Raw genomic sequence first — 17947 nt, 5'->3', positions numbered from 1 at the left:
GGTCCCGCGGGCGTGCCCTCCGCGGGACCGGTGAGGTGACTATCGGCCCCTAGCGTTCGACGTCCGTGTAGACGACGTCGTTCACTGCGGTGCGGTCGTCGAGGCTCAGTCGGTGCGTCCACTCGTCGAGCACCTGCGGCGCGACGGGCTTCGTGCACAGGCTCACGATGACGTAGGTGATGAGGCTCGCGAGCAGGCTGAAGTAGATCGGCTCGTTGGCGAGGATGCCCCAGATGAACATCGAGACGACGACGGTGACGGTGCCGACGAGCATGCTCGCGAGAGCCCCGGCACGGGTACCGCGCTTCCAGAACAGTCCGCCAACGATCGCGACGAGCAGGCCGCCGACCAAGATGTCGTACGCGATGGTGAGCGCCGCGACGACGTCGGTGACGAGGGTCGAGATGAACATCGTGATACCTGCGAGCACGAAGATCGTGACGCGGTAGCTGACGAGACTGTCGCCGGCAACGTGGCCGTCCTCGATCTTTGCCCGCTTCGGCTTCATCCCGAACACGCGGCGGATCGCCGGCATGAGGTCGGAGGTAAAGACGGTCGCCGAGGCGATGAGCGCGCCGCTCGCGGTCGACATCATCGCGGACAGGGCCGCGGCGAGCACAATGCCGCGGACGCCGGGCGGCAGCATCTCCTGCGCCATGAACGCGAACGCGTCGTCGCGGTTCGGCATGTCGGGGAACAGCACGCGCGCGGCCATGCCGATGAGAGCGCCGGCGAATGCGTAGAGCAGGCAGTAGACGCCGGAGGCGATGCCGCCCCACTTCGCGACGCGCGGGGTGCGGGCGGTGACGACGCGCTGCCAGATGTCCTGCCCGATGAGCAGTCCCAGGGTGTAGACGATGACGTAGGTGACGATGGTCATGCCACCGATCGACCAGGGCGAGAAGAAGGAGTCGCCGAGGCGCTCTCTGATGCCGGCCCAGCCGCCCGCCTCGTCCGAGGCCGTCATGAGCGCGATCGGGAGCAGCAGCAGGAACATGCCGACCGTCTTAATGACGAACTGCACGACGTCGGTCATGGTGATCGACCACATGCCGCCCATGATCGAGTAGATCGCCACGATGGAGCCGCCGATGACGACGCCCCAGACGTTTGAGATGCCGAACAGCACGTGGAAGATCGTCGCGTAGGCGAGCGTCGAGGTCACGGTGAGCATGAGCGTGTACAGGAACATCACGATGCCCGAGATGAGCCCGTTCGACCCGCCGTAACGCAGGTCGAGCATCTCGGTGACGGTGGTGACCTTGAGCTTCACGATGCGTTTCGCGAGGAACGCGCTGAGCACGAGGATACCGAGCCCGATGCAGGTCACGAGCCAGGCTCCCGAAATACCGTACTCCCAGCCGAGGCCGATGCCGCCGACCGTCGACGCGCCGCCGAGCACGATGGCGCTCATCGCGCCCGAGTACATGAAGCCGCCGAGCCTGCGGCCGGCGACGAGGTAGTCGCTCTTCGACTTGGAGCGCTTCATGCCCCAATAGCCGACGCCGAGGATGCCGACGAGATACGCGGCGATGATGATGTAGTCCAGGACCACAGTGTCCTCCTTGATCCGGTGGTGTGGATCGACACCGATCCGTGGTGTCGACGCCGACTGCGTGTTACTTCTAGGGAAGGTACTCAGGATTCGCGCGGAACTCGACGACGATTTATCCTATGTTCTATCCCAGCTGGGATACATCATCTTTTGAGCGGAGGCCGCGTGCACGACGGACCCGACTATCTCGACCGCGCGACGGTGCCGCTGGCGACGCTGCTCGACGAGCCCACGCTGCAGGCGGAGCTCGCCTCGCCGGCGCCCGGCGTGCTCCGCTCCGACCGCGCACTTGCCGCCCGCATCCGCAGCACCCCGGTCGCGGCGGCCATCGTGATCGAGCTCGACGACCCTGGCCAGTACATGCTGCCCGGCGACCTGCTCATGGTGACCGGTCTCGCGTTCTCTGACGACGCCGAACACGACCGCGACTACGTCGCGAGGCTGCGCGCGAGTGGGGTTTCCGCGCTCGTGTTCGGGCTCGAGCCTGTGCACGCGGCGGTCCCGCCGACCCTCCTCGCCGCCTGCCGCGAGGCAAACTTCCCGCTCATCGTGCTGCCTCCGCCGATCTACTTCGCGGCGGTCACGAGTATCGTCAACCGCGCCCTCGAGACCGAGCGCACTCGCGCGCTCGAGCAGATGAACACTCTCGCGAGACACCTCACCGAGGCGGTACTGCAGCACCGGCCCGCGCAGCGACTCGTCGAACGCCTCGCGGCGGAACCCGGGAGCTGGGCGGCGCTCCGCATCGGGGACGAGCTGTACCTCGGCGGTGACGTCCCTGACGAGGTCGCGCTCGCCGAGGTGTTCGCGGAGTTCGACGAGCGCCTCCGCCGCCCACGCGGCGCGAAGGGCGGCGCCTCAACGGTGTTCACGACCGTGCGCGCGGGCGGCGCCGAGTACGAGGTCGCCGCTCACGAGGCGACGCCACGCACGTCGCGCAACCGGAGTGTCGACGGCAACGCGATCCTGACCGTCGCCCGCGCGCCGCGCCTCACACGGATCGACCTCACGGCACTGCAGCTCGCCGCGAATCTCGTCGGCCTCCTGCTGCAGCTTCCGGCCGCGCAGTCGATGGCTGTCGACCAGCTGCTCATGCAACTGCTCATGGAGCGGCACGGCTCTCAGCTGCTTGGCGCCGAGCGTGACAGGTTCGCGCGGCTGCTTGCAAACTCGCTCGGCGGCGGCGCCCGGACGGCGCACGCCGTCATCGCGATGCGGGATCCAAACGCGGCGACCAGCGGGGATCCCGTCCCGGTCGGCGAGACCGTCGCGTCCGACACGAACTGGCTGCGCCAGCTCCTCCACACCCCGCTCGTCGAGCACCGCTCGAAGCAACTCAGAGCGTTCGTGGCAAGCGTGCCAACCCAGGGCGAATTTCAGCACGCCAGACAACTCGGCTGGCTCCTCGCCGTCAGCAGGCCTCACCCGCTGCTCGAACTCCCGAGCGCGATGCAGGAGGCGGAGGTGCTCGCGCGCGCCGCACTACACATCGGCGCACACATCGACGGCACCGCCCCGCCTGCGGAGGCGAGCTGGCCGATCGGGGCGGCCGCCGACCCGGCGGTTGCCCGCGCCGCTGCGGCGCACTGGCTTGCGCCGATCCTCACCGCGGAGTCAACCGAGCAGCGCGCGGCGCTCACGGTCTGGCTGCACCAGCACGGCTCGTGGGATCGCAGCGCCCGCGAGCTCGGCCTCCACCGCAACACCGTGCGGCGGCTCGTAGGAGAGGCCCAGCTGCGCCTCGGGCGCGACCTCGACGACCCGCTCGAGCGGGCGCGCGTGCTGCTCGCGCTCACGGCGCTCGGCGACGATCGCGCGAGCGACAGCGCCGAGCACACCGCCGCGGCGCGGGGCGGCGGTCCGAGCTAACCGACCCGCGCGACGGCACGGATCGGCGAGCCGTCGACGCCCGCGAGGCGAAGCGGGACCAGCGAGAGCTCGACGGCGTCGGGGATCTGCGCGAGCGCGCGGAGGTTCTCCACGATGACGCCGTCGAGCCCGAGCCAGTACTCGTGCACCGGCATTCCCTGGTCGGGCTGTGCGGTCGGGTCGGGACTCAGCGTGTCAAGCGCCAGCACGCGGGCACCGCGGGCCCAGAGCGTTTCCGCAAGCTCCAGCGTGACGACCGGATGCCGCAGCGCCTGCGCGGTGCCGAAGTGAGCGTCCCACCCCGTTGCGATACACACGATCCCAGGCAATGTCGCGGGAATCGCCAGATCGGCGGGCCCGATCCGTTGGTCCGCTGCCGCGACTGCGCGCAGCACCAGCGCGTCGCCGATGAGGCGATCGAGCGGGATCGCGTCGACCGTCCGCCCGCCTCGCACCGCGTGCGCTGGAGCGTCGAGGTGAGTCCCAGCGTGCGACCCCAGGCTGAGACGCTCAACGGCAACGCCATCACTCGCGATCGTGAGGGCGCTCGCGAACTCCACCGTCGGGTCCCCCGGGTACCCGGGCATCCCGGTCCGCAGCGGGTGGCTGAGATCCACGTAGTTCGTCATGCACGCCTCCCGGGTCCGCGGAGTCGGGCGGCTCCCCACCCCGTCCACCTCAACAGTAGACCCGTCGACTCGGCGACAACACAGCGCAGGGCCCCCGGGATCACCCGGGGGCCCTGCGTCAGACGGGGCGAGGGTTAGTCGCGCGCAGCCATGGCGCTCACGAGCTCGTACACGACGTGGCTCGCCGCGACCGCAGTGATCTGCGCGTGGTCATACGCGGGAGCGACCTCGACGACGTCGGCGCCCACGATGTGCAGGTCGGCGAGGCCGCGGATCAGCCGCAGCATCTCGCGGCTCGTCAGGCCACCCGCCTCGGGGGTGCCGGTGCCGGGCGCGTGCGCCGGGTCAAGCACGTCGATGTCGATCGAGATGTAGAGCGGCTTGTCGCCGACACGCTTCCGGATCTTCTCGAGGGCGGCGGGCACGCCGTTCTCCTCGATGAACTCGCTCGTCACGATCTGGAAGCCCAGCATCGCGTCATCCTCGAGGTCCTGCTTACCGTAGAGCGGGCCGCGGGTGCCGCCGTGCATCGACGCCGTCATGTCGATGAGCCCCTCCTCGGATGCGCGGCGGAACGGGGTGCCGTGCGTCGTGGGGGCGCCGAAGTACGTGTCCCACGTATCGAGGTGCGCATCGAAGTGGAGCACGGCGACCGGGCCGTGCTTCTTGTTGATGGCGCGGAGGAGCGGGAGCGCGATCGTGTGATCGCCACCGATGGTGACAATCTTGTCGACCTTCTCGCCGAGCTCGGTTGCGGCGGCTTCGACCTGGTCGACGGCCTCGTCGAGGTTGAACGGGTTCGCCACAATGTCGCCGGCGTCGACAACCTGCTTCACGTAGAACGGCGAGACGTCCTGCGCGGGGTTGTAGGGGCGCAGGAGGCGCGATGCCTCGCGCACGTGCGACGGACCGAAACGAGCGCCCGGGCGGAAGCTCACGCCGGTGTCGAACGGGACGCCGACGACGGCGATATCTGCCGCGGGCACGTCCTCGATACGGGGCAGCTTGGCGAACGTGGCGATCCCGGCGTAGCGGGGGGTCAGACTCGCGTCGACCGGGCCCTGTGGGGTGTGTTCAGTCACAGGTTCTCTCTCCTAACGTGTTGCCTAATAGTAAACTCTTGAATACTATTAGTGAACTTGAGACCAGCATAGACTGAGAGCGCTGGAGCGTCAACGCGCTCACAATTCCCTGACGAAAGAGGCCACGTCGTGCGACCGATCCACCCCACCGCGGCCGAGACTCAGGTGCAGATCGGGGCGAAGCTCCGCAGCTCGCGCCAGGCCCAGGGGCTCACACTCGAACAGCTCGCCGCGGCCTCAGACCTCACCAAGGGATTCATTAGCCGCATCGAGCGCGACGAGACGATGCCGAGCGTGCCGACGCTCGTGCAGCTCTGCCAGGCCCTGTCGCTGCCGATCGGGTCGCTCTTCGAGGAGCCGGACGTGCAACTCGTCGCGCTCGACGGCGCCCCGCGAATCAACATGGGCGGCATCGGCGCCGACGAGCGCCTCGTCACCCCACGGGCAGAAGAGCGGATGCAAGTGCTCCGCTCGAGCGTTGAGCCGGGAGGGTCGGGCGGGGACGAGCTCTACACCGTCAGCTGCGACGTCGAATCGCTGCACGTCGTCTCCGGCGAGGTCGGGGTTCGGTTCGCCGACCGCGAGGTCACCCTCGCCCCCGGCGACACCCTCACCTTCCCCGGCCGCACACCGCACACCTGGCGGGCGGGCGGGGCGGGCGCCGAGATCGTGTGGATCCTCGTGCCCGCCGCCTGGAGCGGCTCGCGCTAGTCTGCGCTCGGGTCTGCCGGGAACACGATCACGCTTCGCGTGCGCTCGCCGCGGCGCATCGCGTCAAACGCGTCATTGACCTCGTCCAACGAGACCCTCGAGCTAATCAGCTCGTCGAGCGGCAGCTCACCCGCGAGATAGGCGGCGGCCACCCGCGGAAAGTCTCGAGCAGGCACGAGCCCCCCGTAGTTCGACCCGATGATTATCTTCCCGTCGTAGGCCAGCTGCAACGCATCAAGCTCAAGCGTCTGCCCTTCGGGCGGCAACCCAACGAACACGGCTCGCCCTCCAGGGCGGATGAGTGCAGGAAGCTGCGCCATTGTCTGGATGCGGCCGATCGCTTCGAACGCCACGTCGGCGCCACCCGCGGTGAGCGCCGCAACCTCCGAGGCGAGGTTCGGCCCACCGATGAGGCCGTGCGTGGCCCCAACGCGAGCGGCTTCGGTTAGCTTTTCGGGGGTGACGTCCACCGCAATGATCGGGTGCGCTCCCGCAAGCCGGAGGGCCGAGATGATCGAGAGTCCGACCCCGCCAGCCCCAACCACTACAGCGGCCTCGCCCGCCACAACCTTGGCGTTGTTGACGACCGCACCGTATCCGGTCCCCACCGAGCACCCGATGAGGCTTGCGATATCGAACGGCACCCGCTCGTCAACCTTGATCGCCGCGAAGTCAGGCACCACGACGTGATCGCTCATCGCCCCGACGGCGAGGTAGGGCCAGGCCGCTGCCCCGTCGAGCGTCCGCCAGCGCGTCGTGCCGTCGGGCAGCTGAGAGTCATTCGATTTGACGCGCATGCACGCCCACGGCTTCCCGCCGGTGCACTCGGCGCATCGCTGGCACGCCTGGTGCCAGGCGATGATGACGTGGTCCCCCACAGCGAGTTCACGCACGCCCTGACCGATCGCTTCGACCACGCCGGCCGCCTCATGCCCCATGACCGCTGGCAGCGGCACGTTCCACTCGCCGTCGATGACGTGACGGTCCGAGCCGCACACGCCCGCCGCGCGCACCGCGATACGCACTTCGCCATGCCCAGGGGGGTCCAGCGTGAGTGTCTCGACGGCAAGCCTGTCGCCACTGTCTGCGTGATACACAGCGGAGCGAACGGTGAGTGATTCAGCCATGACTAACTACTTCCTTCCAGCGGCCGCAAAGGTATCGCTTTCCCCATACGCACCGCGGCCGCAGCGCACATACAAGAGCAGGTTCAACACGAGGTAGCTCCCCATAGCGATCAGCACGGCAGGGACCGTCGCCGTCGCGAACCGGAAGAGCGGCTGCGTTTCGAGCGTGATCGGGTTATAGACCCACAGGTAGAACGCGGACGCGATGATCACCGCCGCGATCGCAGCGACGTTGACGCCGCGGCTGAAGCGCAGCGGATCTTGTAGGCCACTCGCGTACAGCGCCCGAAGCGGGACGACCTGGCGGCGCAGGATGAAGTAGTCAGCGATGATCACGCCGCAGATTGCCGCAATGAATGCGCCGCTCACCACGACGAAGGTCATGAACTGCTCGTACATGAACCCCGGGAAGAAGCTCAGCACGGCGGGCAAGGCGAGGAAGCCCCCCGCGAGCACCGGCCAGCGCAGGCGCGAGAGCGCCCTACCACTCGATTGCTTTACCGCGAGGACTGTCGAGTACGCGATAGAGGCCATACTCGTGACGTTCGCAAACCCGACGAAGAGGAGCGTCAGAACGCCCAGGACGGGCCCTCCGAGCGGCACCATCCACGAGGTCGGGTCCGCCTGCCCGAACAGCAGTCCCGCAGCCATGCCGACGAGCTGCGCGACGACGGTACCGATGAAGATGCCGCCATATGCGGGCCACACCGCCGCACGCGGGCCGCGTGTCAGCCGCGCCAGGGTGCCCATGACAGGCCACCACGACAGGCCCGCACCGAGGTTAAACTCAACCGCCATCATGAAGTTCAGCTGTTCGTCGGCGAACGGCGCGATGGGTTCTGCCGCCAGTAGCTCACCCCAACTGTAGTGGGTCATCAAGAGCACCATCATGAGCGCCACCACGACGAGCAGACCGGGCGCAACGAAGCGGTTGAGCTTACTAATCGTGACGGGCCCGCGGGACAGAATGATCCACCCGATAAAGATCGCAAGCAGCGCGAACACGGTGACGAGGGGACCGAACTGCGCAAAGTCGGTGCCAAATGCCTGGTTCGAGATCTCCGAGAAGGCGCGACCAAACATCACCCCGAGAAGCGAGGTCCAGCCCATTTCAGTCAGCAGCACGACAACGAAGACAACGATGCCAACTCCGATCGCTCCGAAGACCGACTTCAGCACCTTGTACTGCTCAATGCCCAGCCGTTGACTAAACAACACGCTCCCGAGCACCATGATCGCGAGGCCGATGCTGTTCCCGATCAGCATTGCTGCGATGCCGTCGGTGAACCCGACGAGGAGCACTGTCGAGCCGCCCGTGAGGAATGCCCAGGTAGCGATGGCGAGGCTCAGCGTCACCCAGCTGAAATCCCCGCCGCTCCAGGTGCGTTCGTGCTTCAGCAGCGGGAGAGATCCGTAAACCGCCTCCTTCGCGATATCGGCGTCAACGCTCGCCCGCTCGCGCCGCGCGCTCACAGCAGGACCGTCACAATCGAGACAGCGACGATCCCGGCGGCGACGGCGAGAAAGATGGACAAGCTGGTTCCGCTCATTGCGGCGTGCACCGAATCCGCGGCCTCCTCTGTTTCGAGGAGCGCAAGGCGACGCTCAACTTCCGCATCTAGTTCAATAAATTCAGACATCTGGGTCTGACCTCCTTGTGAGTCCCGGTCGTACACCTTCGTAAGTCGGAGAAAGCCTAAGTCCGACATCGAACCGCATGCAAACGCATTCGCACCTTACGCCGGATGATTATGCGCAAATGCACGATTTTGGTGCACAACCGCGTCGGCATCTTCAACTAGCATGCTGAGTGGTGCGAAAACTTCGCACCCGACCGAGTGGGTTTGGAGATCGACCGTGGAAGTGAACCAGGTTGCAGACGACCTCCGGGCGAAGGTGCTGGACGAACTTCGCGAGAATGGTCGGGCCAGCTACGCCCAGATCGCGGCCAAATACGGAAGCACGAGGCGGCTCGTGACGCACATCGTTCAATCGGCACTCGAACACGACGAATTACGCATCACCGTGTCGATCAGTCCCGACCTCCTGAACCTCGAACGCTTCGCGTACGTTCAGATAGCCCTCGACGGTCCCATCGCTGCCGCACGCGAAGCGGTCGTCGCGATGCCAGAAACCACGTTCGTCGCCGAGATCACTGGAAGCTACGGACTCGATGCCGAAATCCGCACCGGAGCCGATCCACACCTTCGGGATACCATCGACCGGATCCGGCAGCTCCCACACGTCCGTGAGCTCCGGGTACATCACTATGACAGCATCGAGATGAACCTGTACTCGCCCATCCGCACGGGCGGAACTGGTTTCGTCCTCGACGACGCCGACCGCGCAATCATTCGCCACCTGCAGCACGACGGCCGCGCAACGTTTCGGGAACTCGCGGCAGCAGCCGGGATCTCCGCGAGCGGGGCTCGCCTTCGATTCACTCGGCTGACCCGCCACGGCGCCGTGAAGGTCGTCGGGATCCCGGTTCGAGGCAGTCACTCTGCGGCGATCACCGTCGGGGCCGGGATTCAGGTCCGGGGCCCGCTTGAGGCCGCCCTCAAGTGTGTAAAGGAGTTGCGTCCAGAGTTCCTCGCCGTCGCCTCTGGCGGATACGACCTTATCGCGACGCTCTCGGGGTCCTCCAACGACGAGATCCTCGGGCTCGCCGACAGCCTCCGTTCCCGCCCCGAGATCGCACGGGTTGACACCTGGGCCAACCTGCGGATGCACAAGGAACAGTACGGCGAAGGAGATCGCCTGAGCGCGGCGTTTGGAGAACCCTGATTCCGCCAGAGCACACCGGCCACGCCAGCTGACTACTCCGCTGGCAGGGTCTCCGCGAGCACCCGAATCGTGTTGCCACCCATGATCGCGTGAATGTCATCCTCACCGTAGCCGCGGTTCATGAGCTCCTGCGTGATGATCGCGAGGTGGCTCGTATCCCAGGCAACCTCGGTTGACCCGTCGTAGTCGCTGCCAAGCGCCGCCGTCTCGATTCCGCCGATCTGCACGACGTGATCAATCGCGTCGACGACCGCCTGGGGCGTGAGCTCACAGACCGCCGCATCCCAGTACCCGATCCCGATCACGCCGCCGGTCTTGGCGACGCCGCGAATCTCCTCGTCCGTGAGGTTGCGGTTCACATCGCAGGTTGCTTGGACGCCGCCGTGACTCGCGACGACGGGCTTCTCGGCCATCTCGAGCACCTCTGAGATCGTCTGGTGGCTGGCATGGGCGATGTCGACGACGATTCCAAGGCTTTCCATTTTCGCGATCGCCTCGCGGCCCATGTCAGTCAGACCGCCCTTCCCGACGCCGTGCATCGAATCTGCGAGCTCGTTGTCGAAGAAGTGCGTGAGGCCGGCCATCCGCATCCCGTCCTCGAACAGCACGTCGAGGTTCTCAAGGTCACCCTCGAGGTTCTGCAGCCCCTCGACCGAGAACAGCGCCCCGATCACGGGGTCGCCCTCCGACCTGTCGACGAGGAGCTGCTCGAGCTCGGCGCGGGTGGTGATCACGCGCAGCGCGCCACCCGAGGCCTCGGCGTCACGGGCGAGTTTCGCGGCGTGATACCTCGACCGCTCGAGCAGCGAGAACCAGGTCTTTGGCGGTTGCAGCTGCGCGAACGACAGCAGGGTGATGTTGTCAGTGTCGCCCGTGTTCGACTCGTAGTTCTGGCCCTTTGGCGACTTCGACACCGACGAGAACACCTGCAGCGCTACGTTGCCCTCTTCCAACCTCGGGACGTCGACGTGGCCACGGTCAGCGCGGGTGTTCAGCGAGCGGTCCCACATCAGCGTGTCCGAGTGAAGGTCTGCGACCGCGAGCTTGGCGTGCAGCGCGGCGGCCTCGGCCGAAACGTCGGGGATCGGGTCGCCCGTGACCTCGTTCATGCTCCGCTCAGCGATCCCCGGGGCGAGCGCGAAGAACGCGGTTGCGGCGAGCGCGAGCACGAGGACGGTTCCGATGATGGTTCGCCGAGCCCAGCGACGACGGTGTCGAGTTGTCATAGCGAAAACGTAGCAGCGCCATACACGGCGTCCCGAACGCTTTGCGCAATCCTCACAAACAAGAGCCGGGGAGGATCACCGGTTCTGGCGATCCTCCCCGGCCCCTGAGAACCGTGCCTTGCGCTACGCGCGCACCGCGGCGAGCGTCTTCTTGCCGCGGCGCAGCACCGCGAACTTGCCGTGCAGCAGGTCCGCTGCCGCGAGCTCGGCGTCCTCGGACTCGACCTTCGCGTTGTTCACGTAGACGCCGCCCTGCGCGATCGCACGGCGAGCCTCACCGAGGCTCTTCACGAGCCCGGCGTCGACGAGCAGCTGGGCGATGCTGGCACCAGCCGCGCCCGCGGCCACGGGCAGCTCAGATACGGCGCCCGCGAGCGATGCTTCGTCAAGCTCGGAGAGCTCGCCCTGGCCGAACAGCGCCGCCGATGCGTCGATGGCGCCCTGCGTCGCCTTCGCGCCGTGCACCAGGGTCGTCACCTCCAGCGCGAGACGCTTCTGCGCGGCGCGCTTGAACGGTTCTTCAGCGACCTGCGTCGCGTAGTCCTCGATCTCGGCGCGGGTGAGGAACGTGAACACCTTCAGGCGGTCCACGACGTCAGCGTCAGCCTGATTCAGCCAGAACTGGTAGAAGGCGTAGGGCGAGCACATCTCGGGGTTCAGCCAGATGGCGTTGCCCTCGCTCTTGCCGAACTTCGTGCCGTCGGCGTTCGTGATGAGCGGCGTACCAATCGCGTGCACGCTCGCGCCCTCCGCCTTACGGATAAGCTCGGTACCGCTCGTGAGGTTGCCCCACTGATCCGAGCCACCCGACTGCAGCTTGCAGTCGTACTGCCGGTAGAGCTCGAGGTAGTCGAGCCCCTGCAGGATCTGGTAGCTGAACTCCGTGTAGCTGATGCCCTCGTCGGAATCGAGACGCTTCGCGACGATGTCCTTCTTGATCATCGTGCCGACGCGGAAGTACTTGCCAATCTCGCGCAGGAAGTCGATTGCCGACAGCGGCGCGGTCCAGTCGAGGTTGTTCACCAGGCGCGCGGCGTTGTCGCCCTCGAAACTCAGGTACTTCGAGACCTGCTCGCCCAGCGAATCCACCCACTGCGCGACGGTCTCGCGCGAGTTCAGGGTGCGCTCGCTGGTGGGGCGCGGGTCCCCAATAAGGCCGGTCGAGCCGCCGACGAGCCCGAGCGGGCGGTGCCCCTTCAACTGGAGTCGGCGCATGAGCAGCAACTGCACGAGGTGGCCGAGGTGCAGGCTTGACGCCGTCGGGTCGAAGCCGCAATAGTACGCGAACGGTTCGCCCTCAAGCAGTTCAGACAGCGCGTCAGCGTCAGTCGATACGTGGATCAACCCGCGCCACTCCAGCTCGGCCCACAGGGTGGGGAAGCTGTCGTCAATGCGCTGGTTGGCCATGAGCTCAGTGCGTTCGTTCATTTCAGACACGCCTCGCAGTTTACCCCGTTTGCGGTGCGGGCCGGGCACCGCTGTGGCCCTGCGGTACCAGGCAGGCGGGTACCGCAGTACCAGCGATCGGCACCCCGGGCCGATCACACGGCGCGGGCGCCGCGCGAGCATGGGAACTATGACACACGTGATCCTGCAGGCGGACCGCCTGACACAGCACTACGGCAGCACTCGCGCTCTCGATGCCCTCTCGCTCGGGATCGTCGAGGGAACATCGACCGCGATCATGGGCGCGTCTGGCTCCGGCAAGACGACGCTGCTGCACATGCTCGCGGGGATCCTCACCCCAGGATCGGGCACGGTCACGTTCGCCGGCCAGGCGATCAGTGGTCTCCCCGACTCCGAACGCAGCAGGCTCCGACGCGAGCAGTTCGGTTTCGTCTTCCAGCAGGGACTGCTCATCCCAGAGCTCACCGCGGTCGAGAACGTCGCGCTCGCCCCCATGCTCAACGGCGCGAAGAAGAGTGACGCGATCGGGCCGGCGGCGCAGTGGCTGCAGGCGCTCGGCCTTGCGGGAATGGAGGATCGCCGGATCGGCCAGCTCTCCGGCGGTCAGGCGCAACGCGTCGCGATCGCGCGCGCTCAGGTGACTGGCGCCAGGGTCATCTTCGCGGACGAGCCGACCGGGGCGCTCGATTCGAACACCTCGCAGGACGTGATGAATGCGCTACTCTCGAGCACCTCGGGCAACGGCCGCACGCTCGTCGTCGTGACGCACGACCCGAACGTCGCGGCTCGCTGCCAGCGAGTCGTCACGCTCTCCGACGGCCGGATCGTCGCCGACACCGCGCACGCGGCAGGGTCGAACGGAGCGCAGTCATGATCCTCCGCGTCCTCCCCCTGCTCTCGCGACCGAGCCGCCAGGGCGCCGCGGGCCTGCTGCTGCCGGGTATCGCATTCGCGAGCGTCACCGCGCTGCTCGCCATCGTGATCGGTGGCGCGCAGTCGTTCTGGGGGTACGACGACGACATGGCAATGCTCTACGGCTTCCTCGCAGGTCTCGCGCTCGCGCTCATGGTGCCGCCGCTCATCTCGCTCGGCTCGGCAGCGGCGCGGCTCTCCGCGCGGCGGCGCGACGACCGCCTCGCCGTGCTCCGGTTGCTCGGGGCGACGGGGCGCAGTACCGCGGGCCTCGCGGTCTTCGAGTCCGCCGCTGTCGCATTCGCGGGCGCGGTCGTCGGGGTCCTGCTCGCCTACGCGCTCTCACCGCTCATCGGACTCATCCACTTCCGCGGCGCGCCGATCGGCACGGCACAGGCCGCACTCCCCCTCGGCTGGGCGGCGCTGCTCATTCTGGCTGTCGTCGCCATCGCTGCGCTCAGCGCGATGGTCGGGCTGCGCAAGGTGATCATTTCGCCCCTCGGCGTTGCCACGAAACAGACAGCGCCGAAGATGCCGTGGGTCCAGGGGCTTATCGCGGGTGCCGCGATCCTCGTCGCGATCCTCGCGGTGTCGGTGCTCGTTCAGGCGGGCGGTGACGCGGGTGTCGCAGTCGTCATGGTCGGGTTCCTCATCGCATTCGTCGTCGCTCTCCTCGCGATCGACCTCATCGGCGCCTGGGTGCTCTCGCTCTTCGGAAAGGCGCGGCTGCGTCGCGCACAGACCCCTGTGGGCCTCATCTCGGCCCGGCTCGTGCTCGAGTCGCCGCGGGCGGCGTGGCGCCAGGTGTCTGGCGTCGCGATGTCGAGCTTCATGGCGGTCTTCGCCGGCTCCGGGATCGCACTGCTCGGCGAAGCCTCGGGCGCTGAGGCCGAGCTCACCGGGCCAGAGCAGTTCCTCATGGGCGACATGCGCACGGGGCTCGCGATTGTCGTGATCGGCACGTTCATCATGGTCGCGTGCTCGGTGGGCGTGAACCAGGCAGCGCAGATCCTCGACCGACGTGACGTGCATCGTTCCCTCGCCATCATGGGCACCCCACTGTCGGTGCAAGACGGCGCCCGCCGCAAGGCGGCAACCCTGCCGCTCGCCGTCGCGTCGGTGGGGTCTGCGGCGATCGCCGCCGTGCTCCTGTTTCCGATTTTGGGGGCTGCGCTGATCTTCGCGCCACTGTCGCTCATCACCATGCTGTCGATGATCGTCTTTGGCTACCTCATTGTGCTCGGGACGCTCTTCGGTACGAGGCCGCTACTGCGAGAGGCCTCGCGCGTCGAGACTGTGTCAGGCTGACGCGTTCGGGCCCTCGGTCGCCCATGCGGGAACGGCGTTAGCGACAGGAACGCTCACGCAGGCCGCAACGCCTGAGCTCGGCTCGCGCGTCTCACCCCGTGAGACGCGCGAGCCTCGCGCCGACTGAACTGCCCCTGCTCCGGCGTTCACCGCCAGACACGCTAACCCTGGTCGCTCGAGTTGTTGCGCTCATCGGGTCGGGTGAGGGCTTCGCCACGTAACCGATCGAGGCTGTGCTGCAGCTCGCCGATGAGCATGGTCGAGCTGTCGAACCGGTCTTCACTCCGAGAGTCCACGCCGTCGATACGTGAGTCCACACCATCGATACGAGAGTTCACACCATCAAACCGGGCGTCAACACTGTCAGATCGGCGCTCCATCCGATCAAACCGGGCGTCCACGCCGTCGAACCGGCGATCGATCCCGTCGAACCTGGCATCGATACTCGATTGCATCAGCGCGAACCGAGCATCCACCTTATCGAACCGAGCGTCCACCTTGTCGAACCGAGCGTCCACCTTGTCGAAGCGGTCATCAATGCGAATTTGGGCCGCTTCGAACCGGGCGTCTGCGCGGTCGAACCGCTCATCCATCCGGTCGAACCGACGATCCATACCGTCCATTCGTCGGCCGAGCGTCACCTTCACGTCCCGTGTGCTCCACAGCCCAACGGAGATAATTGCTGCGACACTTGCGAGCACCACGAGGAGCTCAATGAGTCCCATACACCACCTCCCCGGTAGGCATCAGTCGTTGCGCAAGTGCCTCCACGCTACGTCGACATGCACCGAAGTTGAGGAAAACGGGGAAAACTGTGGACAACCGCTCCCCGAGAACGTGAAGGCCGGCCTGTGAGCGAAGCTGCACAGGCCGGCCTTCACGTTCCCGCTGGGGGACTACGCCGTCGGCTCGGCGCCGAACTCCCGCAGTCGCTCGGCAAGTTTTGCGAGCTGCTCGGTCACGCGCACCTGCGCGGTCCCGCCAACGCCGACGCGCGAGTTCACGGACCCTTCGATAGTGAGAACGTCGCGCACGCCCGGCAACAGGTGCTCGGACACGCTCAGCAGCTCCTCGTCGCTCGGCTCGTGCAGCTCGAGTCCCCGCTCCTCGCAGTACCGAACGAGTTCACCTGAGATCTCGTGCGCGTCGCGGAAGATCACGCCCTGCTTCACGAGCCACTCGGCGACGTCAGTCGCGAGCGAGAAGCCCTGCGGCGCCAGCTCCGCCATGCGGTCGGTGTCGAAACGCATCGTCGCGACCATGCCGGTGAAGGCCGGCAGCAGCACCTCGAGCTGCTCGACCGAGTCGAAGACGGGCTCCTTATCCTCCTGCAGGTCGCGGTTGTAGGCGAGTGGCATCGCCTTCAGCGTCGCGAGCAGACCGGTGAGGTTTCCGATGAGTCGGCCAGACTTGCCGCGCGCGAGCTCGGCGATGTCGGGGTTCTTCTTCTGCGGCATGATGCTCGACCCGGTCGAGTAGCCGTCATGCAAGCGAACGAACCCGAACTCCTTGGTGTTCCAAAGGATAATCTCTTCGCTGAGCCGCGACAGATCGATCCCGATCTGCGCCGTGATGAACGCGAACTCGGCGACGACGTCGCGCGCGGCGGTGCCATCGATCGAGTTCTCGAGCGGGTCGCCGAGGCCGAGTTCGGTGGCGACGAGGCGCGGATCCAGACCGAGCGAGGAGCCCGCGAGTGCTCCGCCACCGTAGGGCGATGCGCTCGCGCGCCGCGCCCAGTCGCGCAGCCGCTCGAGATCGCGCACGATCGGCCACGCGTGCGCGGCGAGCTGGTGCGCGAGCAGCACCGGCTGCGCGTGCTGCAGGTGCGTGCGGCCGGGCAGGATCGCGCCCTCGTGCGCCGCGGCCTGCGCGTGAATGGCGCCCGCCAGCTCGACGAGCATCTCGCCGATAACGGTGGCGTGGTCGAGCAGATACATGCGCACCAGGGTCGCGATCTGGTCGTTGCGGCTGCGGCCCGCGCGAAGCTTGCCGCCGAGCTGCACGCCCGTGATCTCGATGAGACCGCGCTCAAGCGCTGAGTGCACGTCCTCGTCTGCCTCGGCGGCGACGAAGCGGCCGTCCGCGACGCGGGCCGAGAGCTCGTCGAGGGCGGCACGCATGTCGGCGAGCTCCGTCTCCGACAGATAGCCGGCTGCGGCGAGCGCGCTCGCGTGCGCCTTCGACCCCCGGATGTCGTACTGCGCGAGCACCCAGTCGAACTGGGTCGACTTGCTGAGCTTCAGGAGCTCGGGCGAGGGTCCGCTCGCGAACCGTCCGCCCCAGAGGGCGCCGTCTTCCGCCGCGCGGTTGCTGTTTTCGGCGCCGTTGCGCGTTTCCTCAGTCACTTGCTCTCCTTCAGCAGCCATGCCATCAGCGCCTTCTGCGCGTGCAATCTGTTTTCCGCCTCGTCCCAGACGACGCTCTGCGGGCCATCGATGACCTCGGGCGCGACCTCGTACTCACGGTATGCGGGGAGGCAGTGCAGGAAGATCGCGTCGTCCTTCGCCTCGGCCATGAGCTCGGGAGTCACTCGGTAGGCCCCGAAGGTTGCGATGCGCTCGGCCTTCTCGGCTTCCTGTCCCATCGAGACCCAGGTATCCGTGATCACAGCGTCGGCGCCGGCCACGGCCGCTGCGGGATCGGTCAGCACGGTGACGCTGCCGCCGGTCTCCGCCGCGATCCTCTCGGCGTCCGCGATGATGTCGGCACGGGGGTGGAAGCCCGCGGGCCCAGCAACCCGAATGTGCATTCCAGCGGTCGCGAAGCCGAGCAGGTACGAGTGCCCCATGTTGTTCGCGGCGTCACCGAGGTAGGTCGCCGTGAGGCCCCGCAGCTCGCCCTTCTGCTCGCGGATCGTCTGCAGGTCAGCCAGGATCTGACACGGGTGGAAGTCGTCAGACAACGAGTTAATGACGGGGACCGTCGCGTTCTCGGCCATCTCCTCAAGCCCGGCGTGCGCGTGCGTGCGCCACACGATGAGCGACACCATCCGGGAGAGGACCTTCGCGGTGTCAGAGATCGACTCTTTCGAGCCCAGCTGGGCCTCGCCGGGGTTCACAATGATCGGGTTGCCACCGAGGTCGGCGACGCCCGCGGCAAAGCTAAACCGGGTGCGCGTCGAGGTCTTGTCGAAGAAGATCGCGGCAGACTGCGGGCCCTCGAGGGATCGCTCCGAGAATCGGTCCTGCTTCATTCGCGCGGCGAGGTCGAGCACCTCGCGCTGCTCGGATGGGCTCAGGTCGTCGTCTCTCAGGAAATGCCTAGTCACCCGCCCAGCTTACTCGCCCGTCACCACGCCGCAGAACGGCCGCTTGAGCGCCTGCGGCAGCGC

General features: G+C 67.0%; 16 protein-coding genes. 5 read left to right on the top strand and 11 right to left on the bottom strand.

Annotated features, from left to right (window positions below):
* Nucleotides 1-49 precede the first annotated feature (49 nt).
* Complete coding sequence (locus BJ960_RS02195; RefSeq protein WP_185986072.1) at nt 50-1555, bottom strand: sodium:solute symporter family protein; 1506 nt, start codon at nt 1553-1555, stop codon at nt 50-52.
* A 165-nt stretch (nt 1556-1720) separates the two neighbouring features.
* On the opposite strand from BJ960_RS02195, the gene BJ960_RS02190 reads away from it, so the two are divergent.
* Complete coding sequence (locus tag BJ960_RS02190; RefSeq protein WP_185986071.1) at nt 1721-3424, top strand: PucR family transcriptional regulator; 1704 nt, start codon at nt 1721-1723, stop codon at nt 3422-3424.
* Here the strand turns inward: BJ960_RS02190 and BJ960_RS02185 are convergent.
* Together BJ960_RS02185 and speB are read right to left on the bottom strand one after the other, a co-directional pair.
* The gene (locus BJ960_RS02185) at nt 3421-4053 is read right to left on the bottom strand and encodes a cyclase family protein (RefSeq protein ID WP_185986070.1); all 633 of its coding nucleotides are present in this window, start codon (nt 4051-4053) and stop codon (nt 3421-3423) included. The two genes, BJ960_RS02190 and BJ960_RS02185, sit on opposite strands and share 4 nt — an antisense overlap.
* Nucleotides 4054-4187: 134 nt before the next feature.
* Nucleotides 4188-5135, bottom strand: a complete 948-nt coding sequence (gene speB / locus BJ960_RS02180; protein ID WP_121073632.1) for an agmatinase — start codon at nt 5133-5135, stop codon at nt 4188-4190.
* Between the two features lie 129 nt (nt 5136-5264).
* Between speB and BJ960_RS02175 the strand changes: the two genes are divergently transcribed.
* Entirely contained in the window at nt 5265-5846 is a 582-nt protein-coding gene (locus BJ960_RS02175; RefSeq protein WP_185986069.1) for a helix-turn-helix domain-containing protein, read from the top strand.
* On the opposite strand, the gene BJ960_RS02170 is transcribed toward BJ960_RS02175, so the two are convergent.
* Genes BJ960_RS02170 through BJ960_RS02160 form a run of 3 tightly spaced genes read right to left on the bottom strand, consistent with a single transcriptional unit; the run spans nt 5843 to nt 8613 of the window.
* Nucleotides 5843-6973, bottom strand: coding sequence for an alcohol dehydrogenase catalytic domain-containing protein (locus tag BJ960_RS02170; RefSeq protein WP_185986068.1), 1131 nt, complete (start codon nt 6971-6973; stop codon nt 5843-5845). The genes BJ960_RS02175 and BJ960_RS02170 overlap by 4 nt on opposite strands.
* 6 nt (nt 6974-6979) lie before the next feature.
* A complete protein-coding gene (locus tag BJ960_RS02165) occupies nt 6980-8446 on the bottom strand; it encodes a purine-cytosine permease family protein (RefSeq protein ID WP_185986067.1) in 1467 nt (488 codons plus the stop codon).
* Nucleotides 8443-8613, bottom strand: a complete 171-nt coding sequence (locus tag BJ960_RS02160; RefSeq protein WP_185986066.1) for a hypothetical protein — start codon at nt 8611-8613, stop codon at nt 8443-8445. The genes BJ960_RS02165 and BJ960_RS02160 overlap by 4 nt, the downstream gene beginning before the upstream one ends.
* Before the next feature lie 217 nt (nt 8614-8830).
* Between BJ960_RS02160 and BJ960_RS17130 the strand changes: the two genes are divergently transcribed.
* The gene (locus BJ960_RS17130) at nt 8831-9760 is read left to right on the top strand and encodes an Lrp/AsnC family transcriptional regulator (RefSeq protein WP_185986065.1); all 930 of its coding nucleotides are present in this window, start codon (nt 8831-8833) and stop codon (nt 9758-9760) included.
* 32 nt (nt 9761-9792) lie between these two features.
* Here the strand turns inward: BJ960_RS17130 and BJ960_RS02150 are convergent, their stop codons facing one another.
* Both BJ960_RS02150 and tyrS read right to left on the bottom strand, forming a co-directional pair.
* Nucleotides 9793-10986, bottom strand: coding sequence for a dipeptidase (locus BJ960_RS02150; RefSeq protein WP_185986064.1), 1194 nt, complete (start codon nt 10984-10986; stop codon nt 9793-9795).
* Nucleotides 10987-11109: 123 nt separating this feature from the next.
* Nucleotides 11110-12414: a tyrosine--tRNA ligase gene (gene tyrS / locus BJ960_RS02145; protein WP_272928823.1), complete on the bottom strand. Its 1305-nt coding sequence runs from the start codon at nt 12412-12414 to the stop codon at nt 11110-11112.
* 148 nt (nt 12415-12562) lie between these two features.
* Here tyrS and BJ960_RS02140 point away from each other — a divergent pair, with 148 nt between their 5' ends.
* A complete protein-coding gene (locus BJ960_RS02140; RefSeq protein WP_121073641.1) occupies nt 12563-13267 on the top strand; it encodes an ABC transporter ATP-binding protein in 705 nt (234 codons plus the stop codon).
* Entirely contained in the window at nt 13264-14613 is a 1350-nt protein-coding gene (locus BJ960_RS02135; protein ID WP_185986063.1) for an FtsX-like permease family protein, read from the top strand. The genes BJ960_RS02140 and BJ960_RS02135 overlap by 4 nt, the downstream gene beginning before the upstream one ends.
* Nucleotides 14614-14774: 161 nt before the next feature.
* Here the strand turns inward: BJ960_RS02135 and BJ960_RS02130 are convergent, their stop codons facing one another.
* The 3 genes from BJ960_RS02130 to argF form a co-directional block, all read right to left on the bottom strand.
* Nucleotides 14775-15338, bottom strand: coding sequence for a hypothetical protein (locus BJ960_RS02130; RefSeq protein WP_185986062.1), 564 nt, complete (start codon nt 15336-15338; stop codon nt 14775-14777).
* A gap of 171 nt (nt 15339-15509) precedes the next feature.
* Complete coding sequence (gene argH, locus BJ960_RS02125; protein WP_185986061.1) at nt 15510-16982, bottom strand: argininosuccinate lyase; 1473 nt, start codon at nt 16980-16982, stop codon at nt 15510-15512.
* Nucleotides 16958-17884, bottom strand: a complete 927-nt coding sequence (argF, locus tag BJ960_RS02120; RefSeq protein ID WP_185986060.1) for an ornithine carbamoyltransferase — start codon at nt 17882-17884, stop codon at nt 16958-16960. The genes argH and argF overlap by 25 nt, the downstream gene beginning before the upstream one ends.
* Nucleotides 17885-17947 lie beyond the last annotated feature (63 nt).

The organism is Leucobacter aridicollis, assembly GCF_013409595.1.
GTDB lineage: Bacteria > Actinomycetota > Actinomycetes > Actinomycetales > Microbacteriaceae > Leucobacter > Leucobacter aridicollis.
Note: the sequence above shows the minus strand (reverse complement) of the source record. Positions and strands in the feature narration are given on the sequence as shown.

What these genes read in the sequence shown, in the direction of transcription:
- BJ960_RS02150 (WP_185986064.1), bottom strand. Translation starts at nt 10,986, where the DNA reads ATGACAACTCGACACCGTCGTCGCTGGGCTCGGCGAACCATCATCGGA.
- tyrS (WP_272928823.1), bottom strand. Translation starts at nt 12,414, where the DNA reads ATGAACGAACGCACTGAGCTCATGGCCAACCAGCGCATTGACGACAGC.
- BJ960_RS02185 (WP_185986070.1), bottom strand. Translation starts at nt 4,053, where the DNA reads ATGACGAACTACGTGGATCTCAGCCACCCGCTGCGGACCGGGATGCCC.
- BJ960_RS02170 (WP_185986068.1), bottom strand. Translation starts at nt 6,973, where the DNA reads ATGGCTGAATCACTCACCGTTCGCTCCGCTGTGTATCACGCAGACAGT.
- argH (WP_185986061.1), bottom strand. Translation starts at nt 16,982, where the DNA reads ATGGCTGCTGAAGGAGAGCAAGTGACTGAGGAAACGCGCAACGGCGCC.
- BJ960_RS02140 (WP_121073641.1), top strand. Translation starts at nt 12,563, where the DNA reads ATGACACACGTGATCCTGCAGGCGGACCGCCTGACACAGCACTACGGC.
- BJ960_RS02130 (WP_185986062.1), bottom strand. Translation starts at nt 15,338, where the DNA reads ATGGGACTCATTGAGCTCCTCGTGGTGCTCGCAAGTGTCGCAGCAATT.
- BJ960_RS02135 (WP_185986063.1), top strand. Translation starts at nt 13,264, where the DNA reads ATGATCCTCCGCGTCCTCCCCCTGCTCTCGCGACCGAGCCGCCAGGGC.
- BJ960_RS02160 (WP_185986066.1), bottom strand. Translation starts at nt 8,613, where the DNA reads ATGTCTGAATTTATTGAACTAGATGCGGAAGTTGAGCGTCGCCTTGCG.